This window comes from Nocardia sp. NPDC023733, assembly GCF_040639775.1.
Lineage (GTDB): Bacteria > Actinomycetota > Actinomycetes > Mycobacteriales > Mycobacteriaceae > Nocardia > Nocardia rosealba.
Genome location: NZ_JBFAAN010000014.1, coordinates 1 through 17776, shown reverse-complemented (window position 1 = coordinate 17776; position 17776 = coordinate 1). Strand labels below are relative to the sequence as shown.

Annotated in this window: 14 protein-coding genes; 6 read left to right on the top strand and 8 right to left on the bottom strand. The window is 68.4% G+C overall.

Translation table 11 applies throughout. The features are described 5' to 3' along the window. The first annotated feature begins 181 nt into the window (after positions 1-181). The 3 genes from AB0F86_RS29545 to AB0F86_RS29535 all read left to right on the top strand — a co-directional run bounded on the left by AB0F86_RS29545 (position 182) and on the right by AB0F86_RS29535 (position 4449). A complete protein-coding gene (locus tag AB0F86_RS29545; protein WP_356987566.1) occupies positions 182-2227 on the top strand; it encodes an ATP-dependent DNA helicase in 2046 nt (681 codons plus the stop codon). 93 nt (positions 2228-2320) lie between these two features. Beyond that, on the top strand, positions 2321-3019 hold the full coding sequence (locus tag AB0F86_RS29540; RefSeq protein ID WP_356987564.1) for a hypothetical protein: 699 nt from the start codon (positions 2321-2323) through the stop codon (positions 3017-3019). A 125-nt stretch (positions 3020-3144) separates the two neighbouring features. Next, positions 3145-4449, top strand: coding sequence for a glycosyltransferase 87 family protein (locus AB0F86_RS29535; RefSeq protein WP_356987562.1), 1305 nt, complete (start codon positions 3145-3147; stop codon positions 4447-4449). On the opposite strand, the gene AB0F86_RS29530 is transcribed toward AB0F86_RS29535, so the two are convergent. The 6 genes from AB0F86_RS29530 to AB0F86_RS29505 all read right to left on the bottom strand — a co-directional run bounded on the left by AB0F86_RS29530 (position 4420) and on the right by AB0F86_RS29505 (position 11375). Then, the gene (locus AB0F86_RS29530) at positions 4420-5232 is read right to left on the bottom strand and encodes a hypothetical protein (RefSeq protein ID WP_356987561.1); all 813 of its coding nucleotides are present in this window, start codon (positions 5230-5232) and stop codon (positions 4420-4422) included. The two genes, AB0F86_RS29535 and AB0F86_RS29530, sit on opposite strands and share 30 nt — an antisense overlap. 186 nt (positions 5233-5418) lie before the next feature. After that, entirely contained in the window at positions 5419-5973 is a 555-nt protein-coding gene (locus tag AB0F86_RS29525) for a DoxX family protein (protein ID WP_356987559.1), read from the bottom strand. 184 nt (positions 5974-6157) lie between these two features. Further along, positions 6158-6571 carry a hypothetical protein gene (locus AB0F86_RS29520; protein WP_225282652.1) on the bottom strand — a complete coding sequence of 138 codons (414 nt, stop codon included), beginning with the start codon at positions 6569-6571 and terminating at the stop codon, positions 6158-6160. A 64-nt stretch (positions 6572-6635) separates the two neighbouring features. Then, the gene (locus AB0F86_RS29515) at positions 6636-7997 is read right to left on the bottom strand and encodes an NCS2 family permease (RefSeq protein ID WP_305082695.1); all 1362 of its coding nucleotides are present in this window, start codon (positions 7995-7997) and stop codon (positions 6636-6638) included. A gap of 98 nt (positions 7998-8095) precedes the next feature. Next, entirely contained in the window at positions 8096-10666 is a 2571-nt protein-coding gene (glgP, locus tag AB0F86_RS29510; protein ID WP_356987557.1) for an alpha-glucan family phosphorylase, read from the bottom strand. Positions 10667-10934: 268 nt separating this feature from the next. Beyond that, positions 10935-11375 carry a VOC family protein gene (locus AB0F86_RS29505; RefSeq protein ID WP_356987555.1) on the bottom strand — a complete coding sequence of 147 codons (441 nt, stop codon included), beginning with the start codon at positions 11373-11375 and terminating at the stop codon, positions 10935-10937. 79 nt (positions 11376-11454) lie between these two features. Between AB0F86_RS29505 and AB0F86_RS29500 the strand changes: the two genes are divergently transcribed. Genes AB0F86_RS29500 through glgB form a run of 3 tightly spaced genes read left to right on the top strand, consistent with a single transcriptional unit; the run spans position 11455 to position 16255 of the window. Then, positions 11455-12045 carry a TetR/AcrR family transcriptional regulator gene (locus AB0F86_RS29500; RefSeq protein ID WP_356987553.1) on the top strand — a complete coding sequence of 197 codons (591 nt, stop codon included), beginning with the start codon at positions 11455-11457 and terminating at the stop codon, positions 12043-12045. A gap of 52 nt (positions 12046-12097) precedes the next feature. Further along, complete coding sequence (locus tag AB0F86_RS29495) at positions 12098-14098, top strand: alpha-1,4-glucan--maltose-1-phosphate maltosyltransferase (protein ID WP_356987552.1); 2001 nt, start codon at positions 12098-12100, stop codon at positions 14096-14098. Further along, positions 14099-16255 (top strand): 1,4-alpha-glucan branching protein GlgB, encoded by a 2157-nt coding sequence (gene glgB / locus AB0F86_RS29490; protein WP_356987551.1) that lies wholly within the window; start codon positions 14099-14101, stop codon positions 16253-16255. A 59-nt stretch (positions 16256-16314) separates the two neighbouring features. Here glgB and AB0F86_RS29485 read toward each other — a convergent pair whose 3' ends face one another. Continuing rightward, complete coding sequence (locus AB0F86_RS29485; protein WP_356987568.1) at positions 16315-17169, bottom strand: tetratricopeptide repeat protein; 855 nt, start codon at positions 17167-17169, stop codon at positions 16315-16317. A 61-nt stretch (positions 17170-17230) separates the two neighbouring features. After that, positions 17231-17596: a DUF3817 domain-containing protein gene (locus AB0F86_RS29480; protein WP_067498224.1), complete on the bottom strand. Its 366-nt coding sequence runs from the start codon at positions 17594-17596 to the stop codon at positions 17231-17233. Positions 17597-17776: the final 180 nt, after the last annotated feature.

The window sequence follows — 17776 nt, the reverse complement described above, 5'->3', positions numbered from 1 at the left end:
CGCGAGTTAGCCGCCGTTGCGCATGCGCGAAGCGCGAGCAACGGTGGCTAACTCGCGGCCCCTAGGGGCCGCGCTCGAGCGCGCCAGCGCTCCAATAAACACAGCCCAATACCTCCCGCAATCACAAGACCCCGAATCCTCCACCCACGAACCTGTCCGACCCCACGGATAAGCTGGCCCCGTGCCCGAACTCCCACCCGTCGCCGACCTGCTCGCCACCGCCGTGCATGCCCTCGGCGGCACCGAGCGCACCGGGCAGACCACCATGGCCTCCGCCGTCGACCACGCGATCGACACCAAGGAACACCTGGCCGTGCAGGCGGGGACCGGCACCGGTAAGTCGCTGGCCTATCTGGTGCCCAGCCTGCGGCACGCGGTGCGCACCGGGCGAACGGTCGTGGTGTCCACGGCGACGATCGCGCTGCAACGTCAGCTCGTCGACCGCGATCTGCCCCGCTTGGCCGAGGCGCTCACCAAGCCGCTCGGTCGTGTCCCGCAGTTCGCGATTCTCAAGGGCCGCAACAACTATCTGTGCCTGAACAAGATCAACAGCGTGATCCCCGAGGACACCGGCGGCGAGGCGGAGCTGTTCGACGCCTTCGCCATCTCCCGCCTCGGCCGCGAGGTGCAGCGTCTCAACGAGTGGGCCTCCGACACCGAGACCGGCGACCGCGACGAGCTCGCCCCCGGCGTGAGCGATCGGGCCTGGCGGCAGGTGAGCGTGTCCTCGCGCGAGTGCCTCGGCAAGAGCCGCTGCCAGTTCGGTCAGGACTGCTTCGCCGAGAAGGCGCGCGCGGAGTCGGCGCAGGCCGATGTGGTCGTCACCAATCACGCGCTGCTGGCCATCGACGCCATCAGCGGCATCCAGATCCTGCCCGAGCACGATGTGGTCGTCATCGACGAGGCGCACGAACTGGTCGACCGGGTCACCGGCGTCGCCACCGCCGAACTGGGCGCCACCGCCATCAGCGCCGCGGCCCGCCGCTGCACCAAGCTGGTCGACGAGCGTGAGGTCGACCGGCTCGAGGGCGCCGCCGAAGCCTTCCACCAGGCCATCGAGGACCTGCCTGCCGGTCGCTGGGACCAGCTGCCCGACGGCATCGCCCCCGTCCTCGCCCTCGTGCGCGATGCCGCCTGGAACGCGCGCACCGCGCTCGCACCGCAGGGCAGCGTGAAAACCCAGGACGATCCGGACAACGCGGCCGCCAAGACCTTGGCCGTCGCCGCGCTCGACGAGGTGCACGACGCGGCGGTGCGCGCGCTCACCGCGTTCGAGGAGTCCGATCCGGCCGCGCGCCACGATGTCATCTGGCTCTCGGCCGACGAAGTGCGCGGTGTCGCCCGGCGCACCCTGCGGATGGCGCCGCTGTCGGTGGGCGGGTTGTTGCGCAGCAGGCTCTTCGGCACCGCGACCGTCATCCTCACCTCGGCGACCCTGCAGATCGGTGGATCGTTCGACGGTCTCGCGATCACCTGGGGCCTGCCCTCGCAGTCGTCCGGCAAGACCGATCCGGCACTGGCCAACGGCGCGACTCCACCGGCGGACGTGGAGTCGGTGCGCTGGAGCTCCCTCGACGTCGGTTCCCCGTTCGACCACGCCAAGTCGGGCATCCTGTACGTCGCCAAGCACCTGCCCGCACCGGGCCGCGACGGCCTCTCCCCCACCTACCTCGACGAGATCGAGCAGCTCATCACCGCCGCGGGCGGGCGAACGCTCGGCCTGTTCTCCTCGATGCGCGCGGCCAAGGCGGCCACCGAGGCGCTGCGCGAACGGCTCGACACCCCGGTGCTGTGCCAGGGCGACGATTCGATGGGTGCGCTGGTGCGCAAGTTCGCCGACGACCCGGCCACGTCCCTGTTCGGCACCCTGACCCTCTGGCAGGGCGTCGACGTGCCCGGCCCGTCGCTGAGTCTGGTGATCCTGGACCGCATTCCGTTCCCCCGCCCCGACGACCCGCTGCTCACCGCACGTCAGCGCGCGGTCGAGTCGCGTGGCGGCAACGGGTTCATGGCGGTGGCGGCCAACCATGCCGCGCTGCTGCTCGCCCAGGGCACCGGCCGCTTGCTGCGCAGTGTCGACGACCGAGGTGTCGTCGCCATTCTCGATTCGCGCCTGGCGACCGCACGTTACGGCGGTTATCTGCGGGCCTCACTGCCGCCGTACTGGGAGACCACCGACCCGCAGGTGGTAGCCAAGGCGTTGCGCAGGCTCACCGCATCCGCTTGAGCGGCACAGTTTTTCACCGCGAGTCGTGCAATCCGGGTGACCACACCGGCGAAATCACTACCAGCTGAATGTGACCCGTGAGACGGTTGGGTGATGACGCACCACGCCGATGGCGAGGTACTCGACGAATTTCTGGTCAGCGCAAGATCTTTGGCCGAGTACCGCGCGATGTTCTGCCTGTCCGACGAAGACCTTTCCGGCCGACGCATCCTCGACTGCCCCGGCGGCGCGGCGAGTTTCGCCGCCGAGGCCAGTGCCCTCGGCGCCGAGGTCACCGCGATCGACCCCATCTACGCGAGCGAGCCCGGCGAACTGGCCGCCCGCGCCGTCCCTGAAACCGAGCGCGCGGTGGCGTGGGCGCACCGCCACGCGGGCCGCTACCGCTGGGACTGGTACGGCGGCACAGCCGAGCAGGCCGCGATGCGCCGCGCGGCCGCCGCCCGCTTCGCCGTCGACGTGTGCGCGGCACCGCACCGCTACCTCGCCGGGCGCCTGCCCTCGCTGCCGTGTGCCGACGGCTCCTTCGATCTGGCGTTGAGCTCGCACCTGCTGTTCAGCTACGCAGACCGGCTCGACGCCGACTTCCACCTGGCCGCCCTGCTCGAACTCACCCGGGTGGCCACGGTGGAGACCAGGGTGTACCCACTGCTCGACTACACCGGTGCCCCGCTCGACGACCTGATCGCCCACCTGCGAACCGAACTGCACGACAAGGGCATCCGGACCTCGTTACGCAAGACTCGCTACGAGTTCCATCACGGCGCCGACACCATGCTCACCCTGCACGCGTGAACCGCAGGTCAGCGCGGCTCTACAGTGTCCAATTGATAGACGGTGCCTACCGAGGGCGACCCCCGGAGACCGGCGCGGTAGGTTCTTAGTCGTGCATACGACGCGAGCCGGCCGGTAGCACGGCCGTGGCGGAGAGATCTCGACGCGCGGAATTGCCGCGCATCACCCTGACGCTCATCCTGCTACTCGGTACCGCAGCCCTCGGCGTGACGCTGCTGTTCACCACCATGGACCCGTACATGAACAGCGGCGGCATCCTCGCCGGCGGCCTGGACGTGCACATCTACCGCGACGGCGGCTGGCGAGCGCTACACGACAAGGCGCTCTACATCGAGCCCACCCACTACGGCCTGCTCTACACCTACACGCCGTTCTCGGCACTGGTGTTCCTGCCGCTGCTACTGGTGCCGTGGGACCTGGTCACCTCGGTCTGGTTGGTGCTCAACCTGGTGGTTCTGGTGGTGTGTGTGCTGCAGAGCTGGCGGATGCTCGGCTACCGGGTGACGCCGCGCCTGGTCGTGCTCAGCATGCTCATCGGCCTGGCCTGCACCTTCATCGAGCCGGTGCGGACCACGCTGTACTACGGGCAGATCAATCTGTGGCTGATGATGCTTGTGCTGTGGGACTTCTCCCGTGGGCCCGACAGCAAGTTGCGTGGCCTGGGCGTCGGTATCGCGGCGGGCATCAAGTTGACCCCGCTGTTCTTCATCGCCCAGTACGCGGCTCAGCGCCGGTGGCGGGCGGCGCTCACCGCCGCACTCACCTTCATGGCGACGATCGGGGTGACCGGCCTGATCCTGCCGCGCGATTCCTACCAGTACTGGACCTCCACGTTCTTCCAATCGGGCCGGATCGCTCCCGATGTGCATCCGTCGAATCAGTCGCTGCGCGGCGCGATCGCCCATCTGCTGCACGACCCGGCGCCGGTGTGGTTGTGGTTGCTGATCGCGGTGCCGGTGGCGCTGGTCGCGCTGTGGCTGGCGGCCGTGCTCGTGCGCCGCGACGAACCGCTGCTGTCGGTGACGCTCGGCGGCCTCACCGCCTGCGCGGTATCGCCCTATTCGTGGGGGCACCACTGGGTATGGTTCGTGCCGCTGCTGGTGTACCTGATCCACCGGGCCCAGACCCGGCTGCCGTGGTTCCTCGCCGCCGCCGGCCTCTACCTGGCCGTCGCCGCCTGGACCTACAACTACACCCCCACCTGGGTCAGTGTCGGCACCTTCCTGCTGCCGCCGTGGTGGCCCTTCCACCAGGTGCTGCTGAACATCTACGTCGTCATCTACCTGATCGTGCTCGCGGGCATCGCCGTCCACGTGTATCGAGGGAGAACGAAATCAGCTGTGGCCGAAGGCATTTCACCTGCGACCACAGCCGTCGAGACCGTGGTGATCCCGGCGGAGCTACCCGCACGCCCAGTCGAAAACGCCTGACTCCAGGTCGAGTTGGGCGTTGCCGCCGCCGAAGTTCATGCCCGAGACCTCCTCGATCTCGAGGTAGTAGGGCGTGAGCCCCTCGGGCAGCGCCTGCACAGGGAAGGCGGTGCCGCCGAGATGGGAACGGCCGAACAGCGGTTCGGCCCACGGGGTCCAGCCCGCATCGTCGGTGAGCGGGTCCTGGTAGGTGGTGTCGGGCACGTACTCGACGGGCGGGATGCCGACATTGGGATCGTCGACGCGCTCGGCCAGCCACACACCGACGGTCGGGTGCACGTCGTCCCAGGCATTACAGCCCTCGTCGCTCGCAGCGGGCGAGCCGGGCGGGCGGATATCGGCAGGCGGCGCCACCGGACCGGCCTCGAACTCCTTCTCGGTCAACCAGATCAGCGCGAACACCCCGCCGATCTCGTCGTGCAGCAGATTCAGTTGCGGGTGCAGCCGGGTGGTGACCAGGTCGCGCGCCAGCGGGTCGTCGGAGCCGGCGTCGGCCTCGACCGGAGCGGTCGCGTCGGCGAACTGCCCCTCGCCCTGGAAGAACGCGATCGCCGGGAAGCCGGGTCCGCGCCGCTGGAAGTCGGCGGGCAGTCGCAGGGTGAGCGCGTGCATCATCGGCAGCCCGGTGACCGGTCCGCGCGGCCACGTCGCCGGGTCGATGCCGGGACCTTCGCTACCGATCCACCCGGCGCGCACCGGCGAGACCAGCTCGAGCGGTTCACCACCCGTTGTCTCGGCCAGTTTGTCCGCCGAATCCCCGAACCCCAGGTCATAGGCCTTCATCGCAGCTCTCCTCTTCGACGCGCGGACGATGGTCGACACCGTGCGAGCGGTATCGCCGACGAGACTATCCGCCCCCGCCGACACCCGCGCACACTCCGGGCAACCCACGGCATCGAAAAAGTGACCAGCGCATGACGAAAAAAGCGGCGCGGCAACCGAAGTCACCGCGCCGCCGGAGCAGCTATGTCAGAGCACAGCCTTGAGGATCAGCGTCAGCACGGCCGCCGCGACAGCGATGCCGACGGCCGCCGCACCCCACACCACGCCCTGGCGCTCCCACGGACGACCGGCGTCCAGCGAGAACCGGCCGGGGCCCGTGAAGGCCAGCGCGCCCGCGACGAGCGCGAACAGCAGCGGGGTGGTGAAGCCCGGCACGGCGGGATCGGTCGGGAAAAGACCACCGGCCCACATCACGTTGATCGCGTTGATCATGGTGCCGAGCACGATCGCGCCGGCCAGCGGGGTGAACAGGCCGAACACCAGCAGCAGGCCACCGACGAGTTCGGTGACACCGGCCAGCGTGCCGAAGAGTTCGCCGGGGTTGTAGCCCATGGCGGTGAAGCTGTCGGCGGTGGTCTGCCACCCCATGCCGTTGAACCAGCCGAAGAGTTTCTGGGTGCCGTAGGCGGCCATCAGGCCACCGAAGCCGATGCGGAGAACCAGCAGGCCGATGCTGGTCGCGGTGGCTTCGTCGGTAGTAGCGGTGGTACTCGGAGCGATGCGCGTGGCGGTGTCGGTCATGGCGTGTCCTCATCTGCGATTCGAAACATCTCGCAACCGGACTGGAGTCCGATTGCCCACTCGGTCACAACCCTGGGCCCGGAACTACTATTTCACGACAGCCATCCCAAGGGCGTGATCCGCGTCACAAAAGAACAAAAAGGGCCACCCCATCCGGGGCGGCCCTCTTCGCGGAAAGCTCAGTTCACCACGCCATGGTCGCGTAGCTCACCAGCGTGCTCTCGGATTCCTGCGACAGCTTCCAGGTGCCGTCGACGTCCTTCCAGGTCACCGGGATCGGGAAGGTGTAGTCACCGAGGGTGCTGTTCAGCGTGGCCGACAGGGTGTCGCCCGCGACGGTGACCGGACCGGAGACGCTCCAGCTGTAGCCGGGGATGCGGTTGACCGTCTGGTTCACGACCGCGAGGCCGCCCGGGTTGCCCGACTCGAGCTCGGCGGCCGAGCCGTTCATGGCGGCCTGCAGCTTGCCCTGGAGCTCACCGGCGGATGGGGTCGCCGGGGCGGCGATCGCGGCGGGCGCGGTGGCGACGACGGCGGCGGTGACCGGCGCGAAGAGGGTGGCTACGGCCAAGGACGCGGCAGCGAACGAGCGCTTCATAGGTAAATCTCCTTCAAGTTAGGCAAGCCTAGGCTGAGTATAGACATACCTACGCCCGGATCACCTACTCGACCAGGAAGAAGAAGTAGGCGAGGAACAGCACCATCAGCGCCCACATCGCCGGGTGCACTTCCTTCGCTCGGCCCTTGGCCACCATCACGATGGGGTAGAAGATCATGCCCATCGCCAGACCGTTGGCGATCGAATACGTCAGCGGCATCATGATGACGGTGATGAACGCGGGCACCGAGTACTCGAGATGCTGCCAGTCGATATCGCCGAGCGCACGGGCCATCAGCACGCCGACCACGATCAGCGCGGCCGAGGTGACCTCGCCCGAGCCCGCGATCACCGAGAAGACCGGATAGCAGAACATCGCGATCAGGAACCAGCCCGCGGTGGTCACCGCGGTGAGCCCGGTACGACCACCCGCCGACACACCGGCCGTCGACTCCACATACGCCGTGGTCGTGGACGTACCGATGATCGCGCCCGCGGTGGTGCCGACCGAGTCGGCGGCCATCGCACTCGCCGCGCGGGGCAGCGTGCCGTCCTTGTTGAGCAGGCCCGCCTGATTGGCGACGCCGATCAGCGTGCCCGAGGCGTCGAAGAAGTCGACGAACAGCATGGTGAGTACGACGACGATCATCTGCCCGGTGAACGCGTCGGGCAGATGGATGATGGCCTGCCCGAAGGTCTGGTCCAACCCCTTGGGCATCTCGGCGATACCGTCCGGCACCTTCACCAGCCCCGAGACCATGCCGACGATCGTGGTGGCGACGATGCCGTAGAGCACCGCGCCGTGCCAGCCGATCACCAGGAAGATCACGGTCACCACCAGGCCGAACAGCGCGAGCAGCGTGGTGCCCTTGGTGAAGTCACCGAGCGAGACGAGCGTCGCCTCGTTGTTGACCACGATGCCCGCGTTCTTGAGCCCGAGGAACGCGACGAACAACCCGATACCCGCGCCGACGGCGAACTTCATCTGCAACGGGATGGCGTTGAGAATCCGTTCGCGGACCTTGGTGATCGCGAGCACGAAGAAGATGACGCCGGACAGGAACGTGCCCGACAGGGCGACCTGCCACGGAATGCCCATGCTCAGCACCACGGTGTAGGCGAAGAAGGCGTTGAGCCCCATGCCCGGCGCCAGCGCGATCGGGTACTTGGCCCACAGCCCCATCACCAGCGTGCCGAACACCGCGGCGACGGCCGTCGCGGTGAACACGGCCTGCATGGGAATGCCCTTGTCGCCCAGCGCACCTTCGTCGCCGAGGATCGACGGGTTCACCGCGAGCACATACGACATCGCCAGGAACGTGACCGTGCCCGCCATCGCCTCGCGCTTGAAGGTTGACCCGGTCGACGTGATACCGAAGTATCCGTCGATGCGCCGCCGGGCGCGGGTTACGACATCGCTGGCCATGACTCTCCAGTCCGCGGGTTCAAAGAAGAAGGATGCCCCGGAACGGTAGCGGAAAGTTCACTGAATCGAAGAACCCGCGATCGCCCGGGGGTGTAGGGTCACGCGCCCGCGACAGCCACCACGCCGAGTTCGGCGTCGGTGGCGAGCAGCGGATTGTGGGGAAGCACACGAACCGTGTACCCGACCGCACCCGAGAGCGGGACCGGCGCGTGCACCTCGTAGAGCTCCGTCGCGCCGTCGCTGCCGGTGTGCCGCATCTCGATGGTCGTGGTGTCGGACAGGTCGTCGTCGGGCGACACCCGCCCGAGTACCGCCTGCACCACCACATCCGAAGGCGCGAGCCCACCGAGTTCCACGCGCGCGTCCAGCGACAGTTCCGCACCGATCACCGGGGTGTCGGGCAGGCCGGCGCTGTCCACCTGGGTGACGCGCACCGAAGGCCACGCGGCCTCCACCCGCCGCCGGTATTCGGCGACCCGCGCCGCGCCCGCGTAATCGTCGGCCGACGCGGTCGCGAACGCCGCGGCCGCCGGACCGTAGTACTGCTCGGCGTAGTCGCGGACCATGCGTGAGGCGAGCACCTTCGGGCTGGTGGTCTGCAGGGTGTGGCGGACCATCTCGGTCCACCGAACCGGCACCCCGTTCGCGTCCCGGTCGTAGAAGCGGGGTGCGACGGTGCGTTCGACCAGGTCGTAGAGTGCCGCCGCCTCGAGGTCGTCGCGGCGAACTTCGTCGCGCACACCGTCGGCGGTGGGGATCGACCAGCCGTTCTCGCCGTCGTACATCTCGTCCCACCACCCGTCGCGGATCGACAGGTTGAGCCCACCGTTGAGCGCCGACTTCATGCCCGAGGTGCCGCACGCCTCGAGCGGGCGCAGCGGATTGTTCAGCCACACATCGCAACCCCAGTACAGGTAGCGGGCCATCGACATGTCGTAGTCGGGCAGTAACACGATGCGGTGCCGCACGGCCGGATCGTCGGCGAAGCGGACGACCTGCTGGATGAGCGCCTTGCCGCCGTCGTCGGCAGGATGACTCTTGCCCGCGACCACCAGCTGCACCGGGCGTTCGGGGTCGAGCAGCAGGGCGCGCAGCCGGTCGGGGTCACGCAGCATGAGGGTGAGGCGCTTGTAGGTCGGCACCCGGCGGGCGAAACCGATGGTGAGGACATTCGGGTCGAAAACGTCGTCCACCCAGCCCAATTCGGCCTCGGCTGCGCCGCGCTGATACCAGGACTCGCGCAGCCTGCGGCGAACCTCCTCGATCAGGACCCCGCGCAATGTATTTCGGGTGGTCCACAGCTGTTCGAGGTCGACGTCGCTGAGCTTCTCCCAGCCGCGCGCCTCCTCCACCAGTTCGGGGCCTACGAGTTCGCGTGCTTTGTCGATCCATTCACGGGCGGCCCAGGTGGGCGCGTGCACGCCGTTGGTGACCGAACCGATCGGCACCTCGGCGGCGTCGAATCCCGGCCAGAGCCCGGCGAACATGTCACGGCTCACCTCACCGTGCAACCGCGAGACACCGTTGGCGCGCTGGGCCATCCGCAGACCCATGTGCGCCATATTGAACACCGACGGATCGGCCTCGCGCCCGAAAGCGAGGATCCGGTCGACGGAAAGCCCTGGCAGCAAGGCGGATTCGGTCTCGCCGTGGGCGCCGCCGAAATACCTGCGCACCAACGGCATCGGGAACCGGTCGATACCGGCGGGCACCGGGGTGTGGGTGGTGAACACCGTCCCGGCCCGCACGGTCGCCAGCGCGGTGTCGAAATCCAGTCCGCCCGCGACGAATTCGCGGATCCGTTCCACTCCGAGGAAACCGGCGTGACCCTCGTTCATATGGAACACGTCGGGATCGGGCAGGCCGTTGGCACGGGTGTAGGCCCGCACCGCACGCACCCCACCGATACCCGCGAGAATCTCCTGTTTGATCCGGTGGTCCTGATCGCCGCCGTAGAGGCGATCGGTGACCGCGCGCAGTTCCGGGTCGTTCTCGGCGATGTCGGAGTCGAGCAGCAACAACGGGATCCGTCCGACCTGGGCGATCCACACCCGCGCCCGCAGCACCCGCCCCTCCGGCATGGCGACGTGGATCAGCACCGGCGAACCGTCACTGGTCAGCAGGCGCAGCGGCAGGCCCTGCGGGTCGAGCGCCGGGTAGTGCTCGCGCTGCCAACCATCTGCCGACAGCGACTGCCGGAAATACCCGGACCGGTACAGCAGACCCACACCGATCAGCGGCAGACCCAGATCCGACGCCGCCTTGAGATGGTCACCGGCGAGGATCCCGAGCCCACCCGAATAGTTGGGCAGCACCTCGGTGACACCGAACTCCATCGAGAAGTAGGCGATCCCGGCCACCCGGGTGGTGTGCTGCTCCTGGAACCAGCGCGGCCTGCTCAGATAGCCGCGCAGGCCCTCGGCGGCCGCGTCGACGCGCGCGAGATAGGCGGGGTCGGCGGCGAGCTCGTCGAGCCGCTCGGCGGGCACCTCCCCCAGCATCCGCACCGGGTCCTGGCCGACTGTGCGCCACAGGTCCCGATCCAGGTCGGCGAACAGATCCTGCGTCGGGCCGTGCCACGACCACCGCAGGTTCGTCGACAACTCACCCAGCGCGGCGAGCCGCTGCGGCAGATGGGCACGGACAGTGAACCGACGAAGTGCCTTCACCCGCCAAACACTAGCTCACCCGCCTCTCCGCGTCTTTTGGCTAGCCCGCCTCCCCGCGACCTTTGGCCAGACTCGGGAACCGAGTGAGTTGGGGACGCGGCAAGCTTTGGGGTGGTGGCTGGGTGAGCCCGTTCCCGGGGAGTTACCCATGTGCTCGCCTGCTGCTCCGGAGACTCGAGCCGGACTCGGGCGTGGGGGGACTTTGTGTCGGCGGCTAGGCGGAGTCGCGGATCAGCGTAGGGCCGTTCTCGGTGAGTTGTCCCTGTGCTCAGTCGGTTGCTTTGGCGCCTGGGGTGAACTGGGTGGCGAACTCGGGGGTGGGTGGGGTTTCGGTGATGACGTCGATCAGTACGCCTGAGGGGTCGGCGAGGATGAAGTGGCGTTGGCCGAAGTCTTCGGTGCGCAGGTCGAGTTCGGTGGGGAGGCCGCCGGTGACGACCATTCGTTCCCATTCGGCGTCTACGTCGTCGACCTCGAAGTTCAGCAGCAGGCCTTGGACAGGCTTGCCGTAACCCGCTGGAACGGTCGGGTGGGTGGGATCCAGCAGGGCCAGTTCGCAGGACGGTTCGCCGTCGCGGGCGGGGCGGCGCAGGCTCACGTACCAGTCGGCTTCGAAGGTGATCTCGAAGCCGAACCAGGTGGTGTAGAAGTCGCGCGATTCCGCGATTCGGCTGGTGGCGAGGACGGGGTAACAGCTGCTGAGCCGCATGGTGTTCACCTTTCACATACCGTTGGTATGTGTCGTAGGCTAGTTCACATACCGGCGGTAGGTCAATGGGAGGACGGCGATGGTTTCGACGGCACGGGCGCGGCAGCGCGAGGAGACCCGGCGCCTGCTGCTGCGGGTGAGCAGGGAGCTTTTCGCGGCGAAAGGGTACGCGGCCGTTGGGCTCTCGGAGATCGTCGCCGCAGCCGGTGTCACCAAGGGCGCGCTCTACCACCACTTCGAGAGCAAGGCCGACCTGTTCAAGGCCGTCCTCGCGCAGGTGCAGCAGGAGGTCGGCGAGCAGGTGGCGGCCGCCGCCGACGCCGAGCCCGACCCCTGGACCCAGCTCACCACCGGCTGCGCGGCGTTCCTGCGTGCCTGCGCCGACCCGCACATCCAGCGCATCATGCTGGTCGACGCCCCTGCCGTGCTCGGCTGGCACGAGTGGCGTGCCCTCGACGAGGCCAATTCCGCCCGCCACCTGGGCGAGGCGCTGCAAACCCTCGTCGACTCGGGCACGCTGCCCCCGCAGCCGGTCACCCCACTCACCCATCTGCTCTCGGGCGCCATGAACGAGGCAGCCCTCTGGCTGGCCACCAATCCCGGCTCCCTGCCCGACGCCCTCGCCGCCCTCGACCGTCTCCTGGCCGGTCTGCGCACTCCCCTGCCCTGACCTCGCGCGCTCGTCCCGGCGATCGGGCGCGGTGTGCAGTACCTTGGCATGGGTGAGCGGCCGGATTGCCATCGATGACATTGCCCCGTCCATCGCAGGCGGCCGCCCGGCCAAAGCCGTGGTCGGCGAGGTTTTTCCCGTCCGGGTAGTCGTCTGGCGGGAAGGCCACGACGCGGTTGCCGCGAGCCTGGCCGTGCGCGCGCCCGGATCCTCGCGCGTCACCCGCATCCGGATGACGCCCGACTACGAACCCGACGTGTTCAACGCGGTGTTCACCCCCAACGTGCCCGGCGTGTGGACCTACCGGGTGGAGGGCTGGAGCGATCCCATCGCCACCTGGCGCTCGGCGGTCGAGGCGAAGCTGTCGGTCGGTCAGTCGGCCACCGATCTCGCCAACGATCTCGAGATCGGCGCCCGCCTGTTCGAGCGTGCCGCCCAGGCGGTGCCGAAGCGGCAGTTCGAGCGGCTGCACGCCGTCGCGAACGCCCTGCGCAGCGAGGAACAACTCCCGGCGCGGGTGGCGCCTGCCTTCACCGAGGAGGTCGCCGAGATCCTGCGGGCCGCCCCGTTGCGCGAGATGGTCACGCGCGGTCAGCAGTTCTCGGTACTCGCCGAACGCCGGCGCGCCCTAGTCGGTTCGTGGTACGAGTTCTTTCCCCGCTCGACCGGTGGCCGCGACGCCGAGGGCAACCCCGTGCACGGCACATTCGCCACGGCCGCCCGCGACCTGCCCCGCATCGCGGGCATGGGCTTCGACGTGGTCTACCTGCCACCGATCCACCCCATCGGAACGGTGAACCGCAAGGGCCGCAACAACTCCCTGACCACCGAGCCCGGCGATGTCGGTTCGCCCTGGGCGATCGGCTCGGCCGAGGGCGGCCACGACGCCATCCACCCCGAACTCGGCACCGAGGCCGATTTCACCGAGTTCGTCGCCAAGGCAACCGAACTCGGCCTCGAAGTGGCCCTCGACCTGGCCCTGCAGTGCGCCCCCGACCACCCCTGGGTTGCCGAGCATCCGGAGTGGTTCACCACCCTGCCCGACGGCACCATCGCGTTCGCGGAGAACCCGCCCAAGAAGTACCAGGACATCTACCCGGTCAATTTCGACAACGACCCCGACGGCATCTACGCCGAGGTGCTGCGCGTGGTGCGGCACTGGATCGCGTTGGGCGTCACCATCTTCCGCGTCGACAACCCGCACACCAAGCCCGCCGACTTCTGGGAGTGGCTGATCGCGCAGGTGCGCCGCACCGACCCCGATGTGATCTTCCTTTCCGAGGCCTTCACCCGCCCGGCGCGCCTGTACGGCCTGGCCAGGCGCGGATTCACCCAGTCCTACACGTATTTCACCTGGCGCGTGCACAAGTGGGAACTCCAAGAGTTCGGCTACGAGCTGGCCGCCAAGGCCGACGAGGCCCGCCCCAACCTGTTCGTGAACACCCCCGACATCCTGCACGAGAGCCTGCAGCACGGCGGCCCCGGCATGTTCGCCGTGCGCGCCGCCCTCGCCGCCACCCTCAGCCCCACCTGGGGCGTGTATTCGGGCTACGAGCTGTTCGAGCACGAGGCCGTGCGCCCGGGCAGCGAGGAATACCTGAATTCGGAGAAGTACGAACTACGCCCGCGCGACTTCGCCGCCGCCCTGGACCGCGGTGAGTCGCTGGAACCGTGGCTCACCCGGCTCAACGAGATCCGCCGCAATCACCCTGCGCTGCAACAGTTGCGCTGCATCCACTTCCACCACGTCGACAACGACGCGCTGATCGCCTACTCGAAATTCGATCCGGCCAGCGGCGACGCGGTGCTGGTGATCGTCAACCTCAACCCCTACGCCCCCGAGGACGGTCACGTCAGCCTGGACATGCCGGCGATCGGGCGCGAATGGCACGACCACCCGGTGGTGTTCGACGAGGTGAGCGGCGAGGAATACCACTGGGGCCAGCGCAACTGGGTGCGGCTCGACCCCTCGCGCGCGGTCGCCCACATCATCGCCCTGCCCGCGGTTCCCGCCGAAGCCCGTGCGGCCCTCACCTTCCGGCGGAGCTTCTAGATGAAGCGCCGCGATCTGATGCTGCTGGCCGCAGGCACACATCCGGACCCACACACCGTTCTCGGGTCCCATCCTCACCCCGACGGCACCGCCGTGCGCGTGCTGCGCCCGCACGCCGACACGGTGACCGTCCTCGTCGGCGGCGCCGAACATCGGCTGAAGTCGTTGGGGCACGGCATCTTCGCGGCCGTCCTGCCCTACCCGCGGATCGACGACTACCGGGTGCGCACCGACTACCCCGGCGGCCCGACGGTCGTCACCGCCGACGGCTACCGCTTCCTGCCGACCGTCGGCGAATTCGACCTGCATCTCATCGGAGAGGGCAGGCACACCCGGCTCTGGGAGGTGCTCGGCGCGCACCCCCGCCACTACACCACCCTCGACGGCGATGTCGACGGCACGTCGTTCGCGGTGTGGGCACCCAACGCGCGCGGCGTCACGGTATTCGGCGACTTCGACCACTGGGGTGGGCAATCGGCTCCGATGCGCGCGCTCGGCACGTCCGGAGTGTGGGAGGTCTTCGTTCCCGGTGTCGGTCCGGGCACGCGCTACAAATACCGGGTGCACGGCGCCGACGGCCGCGTGGTCGACCACGCCGACCCGCTGGCCTTCGCCACCGAGGTACCACCCGCCACCGCGTCGGTCGTGGCCCGCGCCGACCACATCTGGGGCGACAGCGCCTGGCTGGACCGGCGCGCGAGCACCGACGCCATCCGCTCCCCGATGAGCGTCTACGAGGTGCACCTCGGCTCCTGGCGCCCCGGCCTGAACTACCGCGAACTTGCCGAGCAACTGGCGGATTACGTCCGGGCAGCGGGTTTCACCCATGTCGAGTTGCTGCCGGTGGCCGAGCACCCCTTCGGCGGTTCCTGGGGCTACCAGGTCACCTCCTACTACGCGCCGACCTCGCGTTTCGGCACCCCCGACGACTTCCGCTACTTCGTCGACCACCTGCACAACGCGGGCATCGGCGTGCTGCTCGACTGGGTGCCCGCCCATTTCCCGCGCGACGAGTGGGCGCTGGCACGTTTCGACGGCACCCCGCTCTACGAACACCCCGATCCGCGGCGCGGCGAACAACTCGACTGGGGCACTTACGTTTTCGATTTCGGCCGCAACGAGGTGCGCAACTTCCTCGTCGCCAACGCCACCTTCTGGATCGAGGAATTCCACATCGACGGCCTGCGCGTCGACGCCGTCGCCTCGATGCTGTACCTGGACTACTCACGTCCGGCCGGCGGCTGGGAACCGAACATCTACGGTGGTCGCGAGAACCTGGAAGCGGTCGACTTCCTGCAGGAACTCAACGACACCGTGCACAGCGCCCACCCCGGCGTGGTGACCATCGCCGAGGAATCGACCACCTGGCCCGGCGTCACCCGTGGCACCGACGTGGGCGGCCTCGGATTCACCATGAAGTGGAACATGGGCTGGATGCACGACACCCTGGGCTACCTCGGCCGCGACCCCATCCACCGCGCCTGGCACCACAACGAGATGACGTTCTCCCTCGTCTACGCCTGGAGCGAGAACTACCTGCTGCCGATCAGTCACGACGAGGTGGTCCACGGCAAGGGCACGCTGTGGACTCGCATGCCCGGCGACGATTTCGCCAAGGCGAGCGGCGTGCGCGCCCTGCTCGCCTACATGTGGTCACACCCCGGCAAGCAACTGCTGTTCATGGGCCAGGAATTCGGCCAGTTCCGCGAATGGGACAACGATCGCGGCCTCGACTGGTACGAACTGGAAAACCCACTGCACCAGGGTATTTCGACCATGGTCGCCGATCTCAACCGCACCTACGTGGCGCATCCGGCGCTGTGGTCGCAAGACACCACCCCCGGCGGGCACTCCTGGATCGAGGCCGACGACAGCGCCGCCAACGTCTTCGCGTTCCTGCGCTGGGGCAGTGACGGCAGCGCGGTCGCGTGCGTGTTCAACTTCTCCGGCGCCACCCACGAGAACTACCGAATCGGCTTGCCGCACACGGGTTCCTGGTCGGAGATCCTCAACACCGACGCCACCGGATACGGCGGTTCGGGTATAGGCAACCTCGGTGCCGTCACGGCCGAGGACACCCCCTGGCACGGTCACCCCGCCTCGACCACCGTGCGACTCGCCCCGCACAGCGCCCTCTGGTTGAGCGCGCCCGCCTGAGGCCGGATATACGACGGGCCGCCCAGGCATACTGCCGGGCGGCCCGTGGTCGATGGGTGTCAGTACAGCGCGGCGGCCAGTTTGCGACGCGCGGCGATCACGAAAGGCTCTGCCTGATCGAACAATTCGAAGAGTTCGAGCAGGCGGGTGCGGGCCCGGTCACGGTCGTCGCCCGCGGTGCGCTTGACGACGGCGATGATCCGGTCGAACGCGGCCTCGGGACGCTGTTCGAGCAGTTCCACATCGGCGGCGTCGAGGGCGGCGTCCAGATTGCCCGGGTCGGCGTCGGCGGTGGCGACCACGCCCGGATCGATCTGCTGGGCCCTGGTCAGGAACTTCAGCTGCCGCAGCGCCGCCTTGGCCTCGGCATTGTTCGGTTCCTCGGCGAGGATGGCGTCGTAGGCGGCTTCGGCACCCGCGATGTCGCCCTCGGCGAGCGCGTTCTCGGCGGCCACGAAGCGCGGGTCGTCGTTCTCGGGTTCGGCCTGCGCGCCGTTGCCCTCGAGCTTGCCCGCGGTCGCCTCGACGACCGCGTCGAGCCACTGACGCACCTGCGGTTCGGGCTGCGCGCCTTCGAAGTCGGCCAGCGGCTGCCCACCGGCCACCGCGATCACCGTCGGAATGCCCTGCACCCGCAGCGCCTGGACGATGTTCATATTGGCTTCGGCCTCGATCACGGCCAGATCCCACGCACCGCGGTCGTCGGCATTGAGCCGTTCCAGGGTGCGCACCAGCTCGACGCTGCCCGGGCTGCGCTGCGAGTACAGCGCGACAACCACGGGCACCTGCATCGAGCGTCGGATGACCTTGGTCTCGAAGTCGGCCTCGGTGACCGAATGGTCACCCGGCGCGCCCGCGCCACCCGGAGCGGCGGCAGGCTGCTTGAGACCGGACAGATCCACCGCCCCTGACATGGCAGCGGCGACGGCGGGCGAAGGACGACGGGAAGCGGGTCGAGTCACGGTTTCCAGTTTGTCACGAAGCGCTGGAGGTGGCAGCCGCGGCGCCCTTGCTGTTCGCGCTCAGCTCACCCAGCTTGCCCGTGCGCACGGCCCAGGCCTCGAAGATCACGGTGAACAGCGGCGGAATGCTCGAGGCGAGCGCCAGGACGGTGGTCTTCCAGTTCCAGTTCAGCTCGCGGGCGGTGAGCAGCGCGGTCAGCACGAACAGCACGAAGATGCCACCGTGCACCGGACCGAAGATCTTCACACCGATCTCGTTGCCCTCCTCGGGCAGGTACTTGAACGCCATTCCGAGCAGCAGACCGACCCAGGAAATGGCCTCGAGCACCGCGAAGAACCGAAACCGACTCGCGACAGACCGCAGATCAAAGAAACCCATGCGCCCATTGTGCCGCATGACCTACGACACTACGTAGTTGGACTGCTCACAGAACACCCGTCATCCGCCATGACCGCACTCCCTGCCCCGCACGACCCGACCTCGAGGAGGGTCCGCCGCGAAGCGGCGTAGCGGCCCGGCCGCGAGTTAGCCGCCGTTGCGCATGCGCGAAGCGCGAGC

Coding starts and splice junctions, on each gene's coding strand:
- AB0F86_RS29530 (WP_356987561.1), bottom strand. CDS start 5,232: ATGAAGGCCTATGACCTGGGGTTCGGGGATTCGGCGGACAAACTGGCC.
- AB0F86_RS29480 (WP_067498224.1), bottom strand. CDS start 17,596: ATGGGTTTCTTTGATCTGCGGTCTGTCGCGAGTCGGTTTCGGTTCTTC.
- AB0F86_RS29505 (WP_356987555.1), bottom strand. CDS start 11,375: ATGCGGCTCAGCAGCTGTTACCCCGTCCTCGCCACCAGCCGAATCGCG.
- glgB (WP_356987551.1), top strand. CDS start 14,099: ATGAAGCGCCGCGATCTGATGCTGCTGGCCGCAGGCACACATCCGGAC.
- AB0F86_RS29540 (WP_356987564.1), top strand. CDS start 2,321: ATGACGCACCACGCCGATGGCGAGGTACTCGACGAATTTCTGGTCAGC.
- AB0F86_RS29515 (WP_305082695.1), bottom strand. CDS start 7,997: ATGGCCAGCGATGTCGTAACCCGCGCCCGGCGGCGCATCGACGGATAC.
- AB0F86_RS29500 (WP_356987553.1), top strand. CDS start 11,455: ATGGTTTCGACGGCACGGGCGCGGCAGCGCGAGGAGACCCGGCGCCTG.
- AB0F86_RS29520 (WP_225282652.1), bottom strand. CDS start 6,571: ATGAAGCGCTCGTTCGCTGCCGCGTCCTTGGCCGTAGCCACCCTCTTC.
- AB0F86_RS29525 (WP_356987559.1), bottom strand. CDS start 5,973: ATGACCGACACCGCCACGCGCATCGCTCCGAGTACCACCGCTACTACC.
- AB0F86_RS29485 (WP_356987568.1), bottom strand. CDS start 17,169: ATGTCAGGGGCGGTGGATCTGTCCGGTCTCAAGCAGCCTGCCGCCGCT.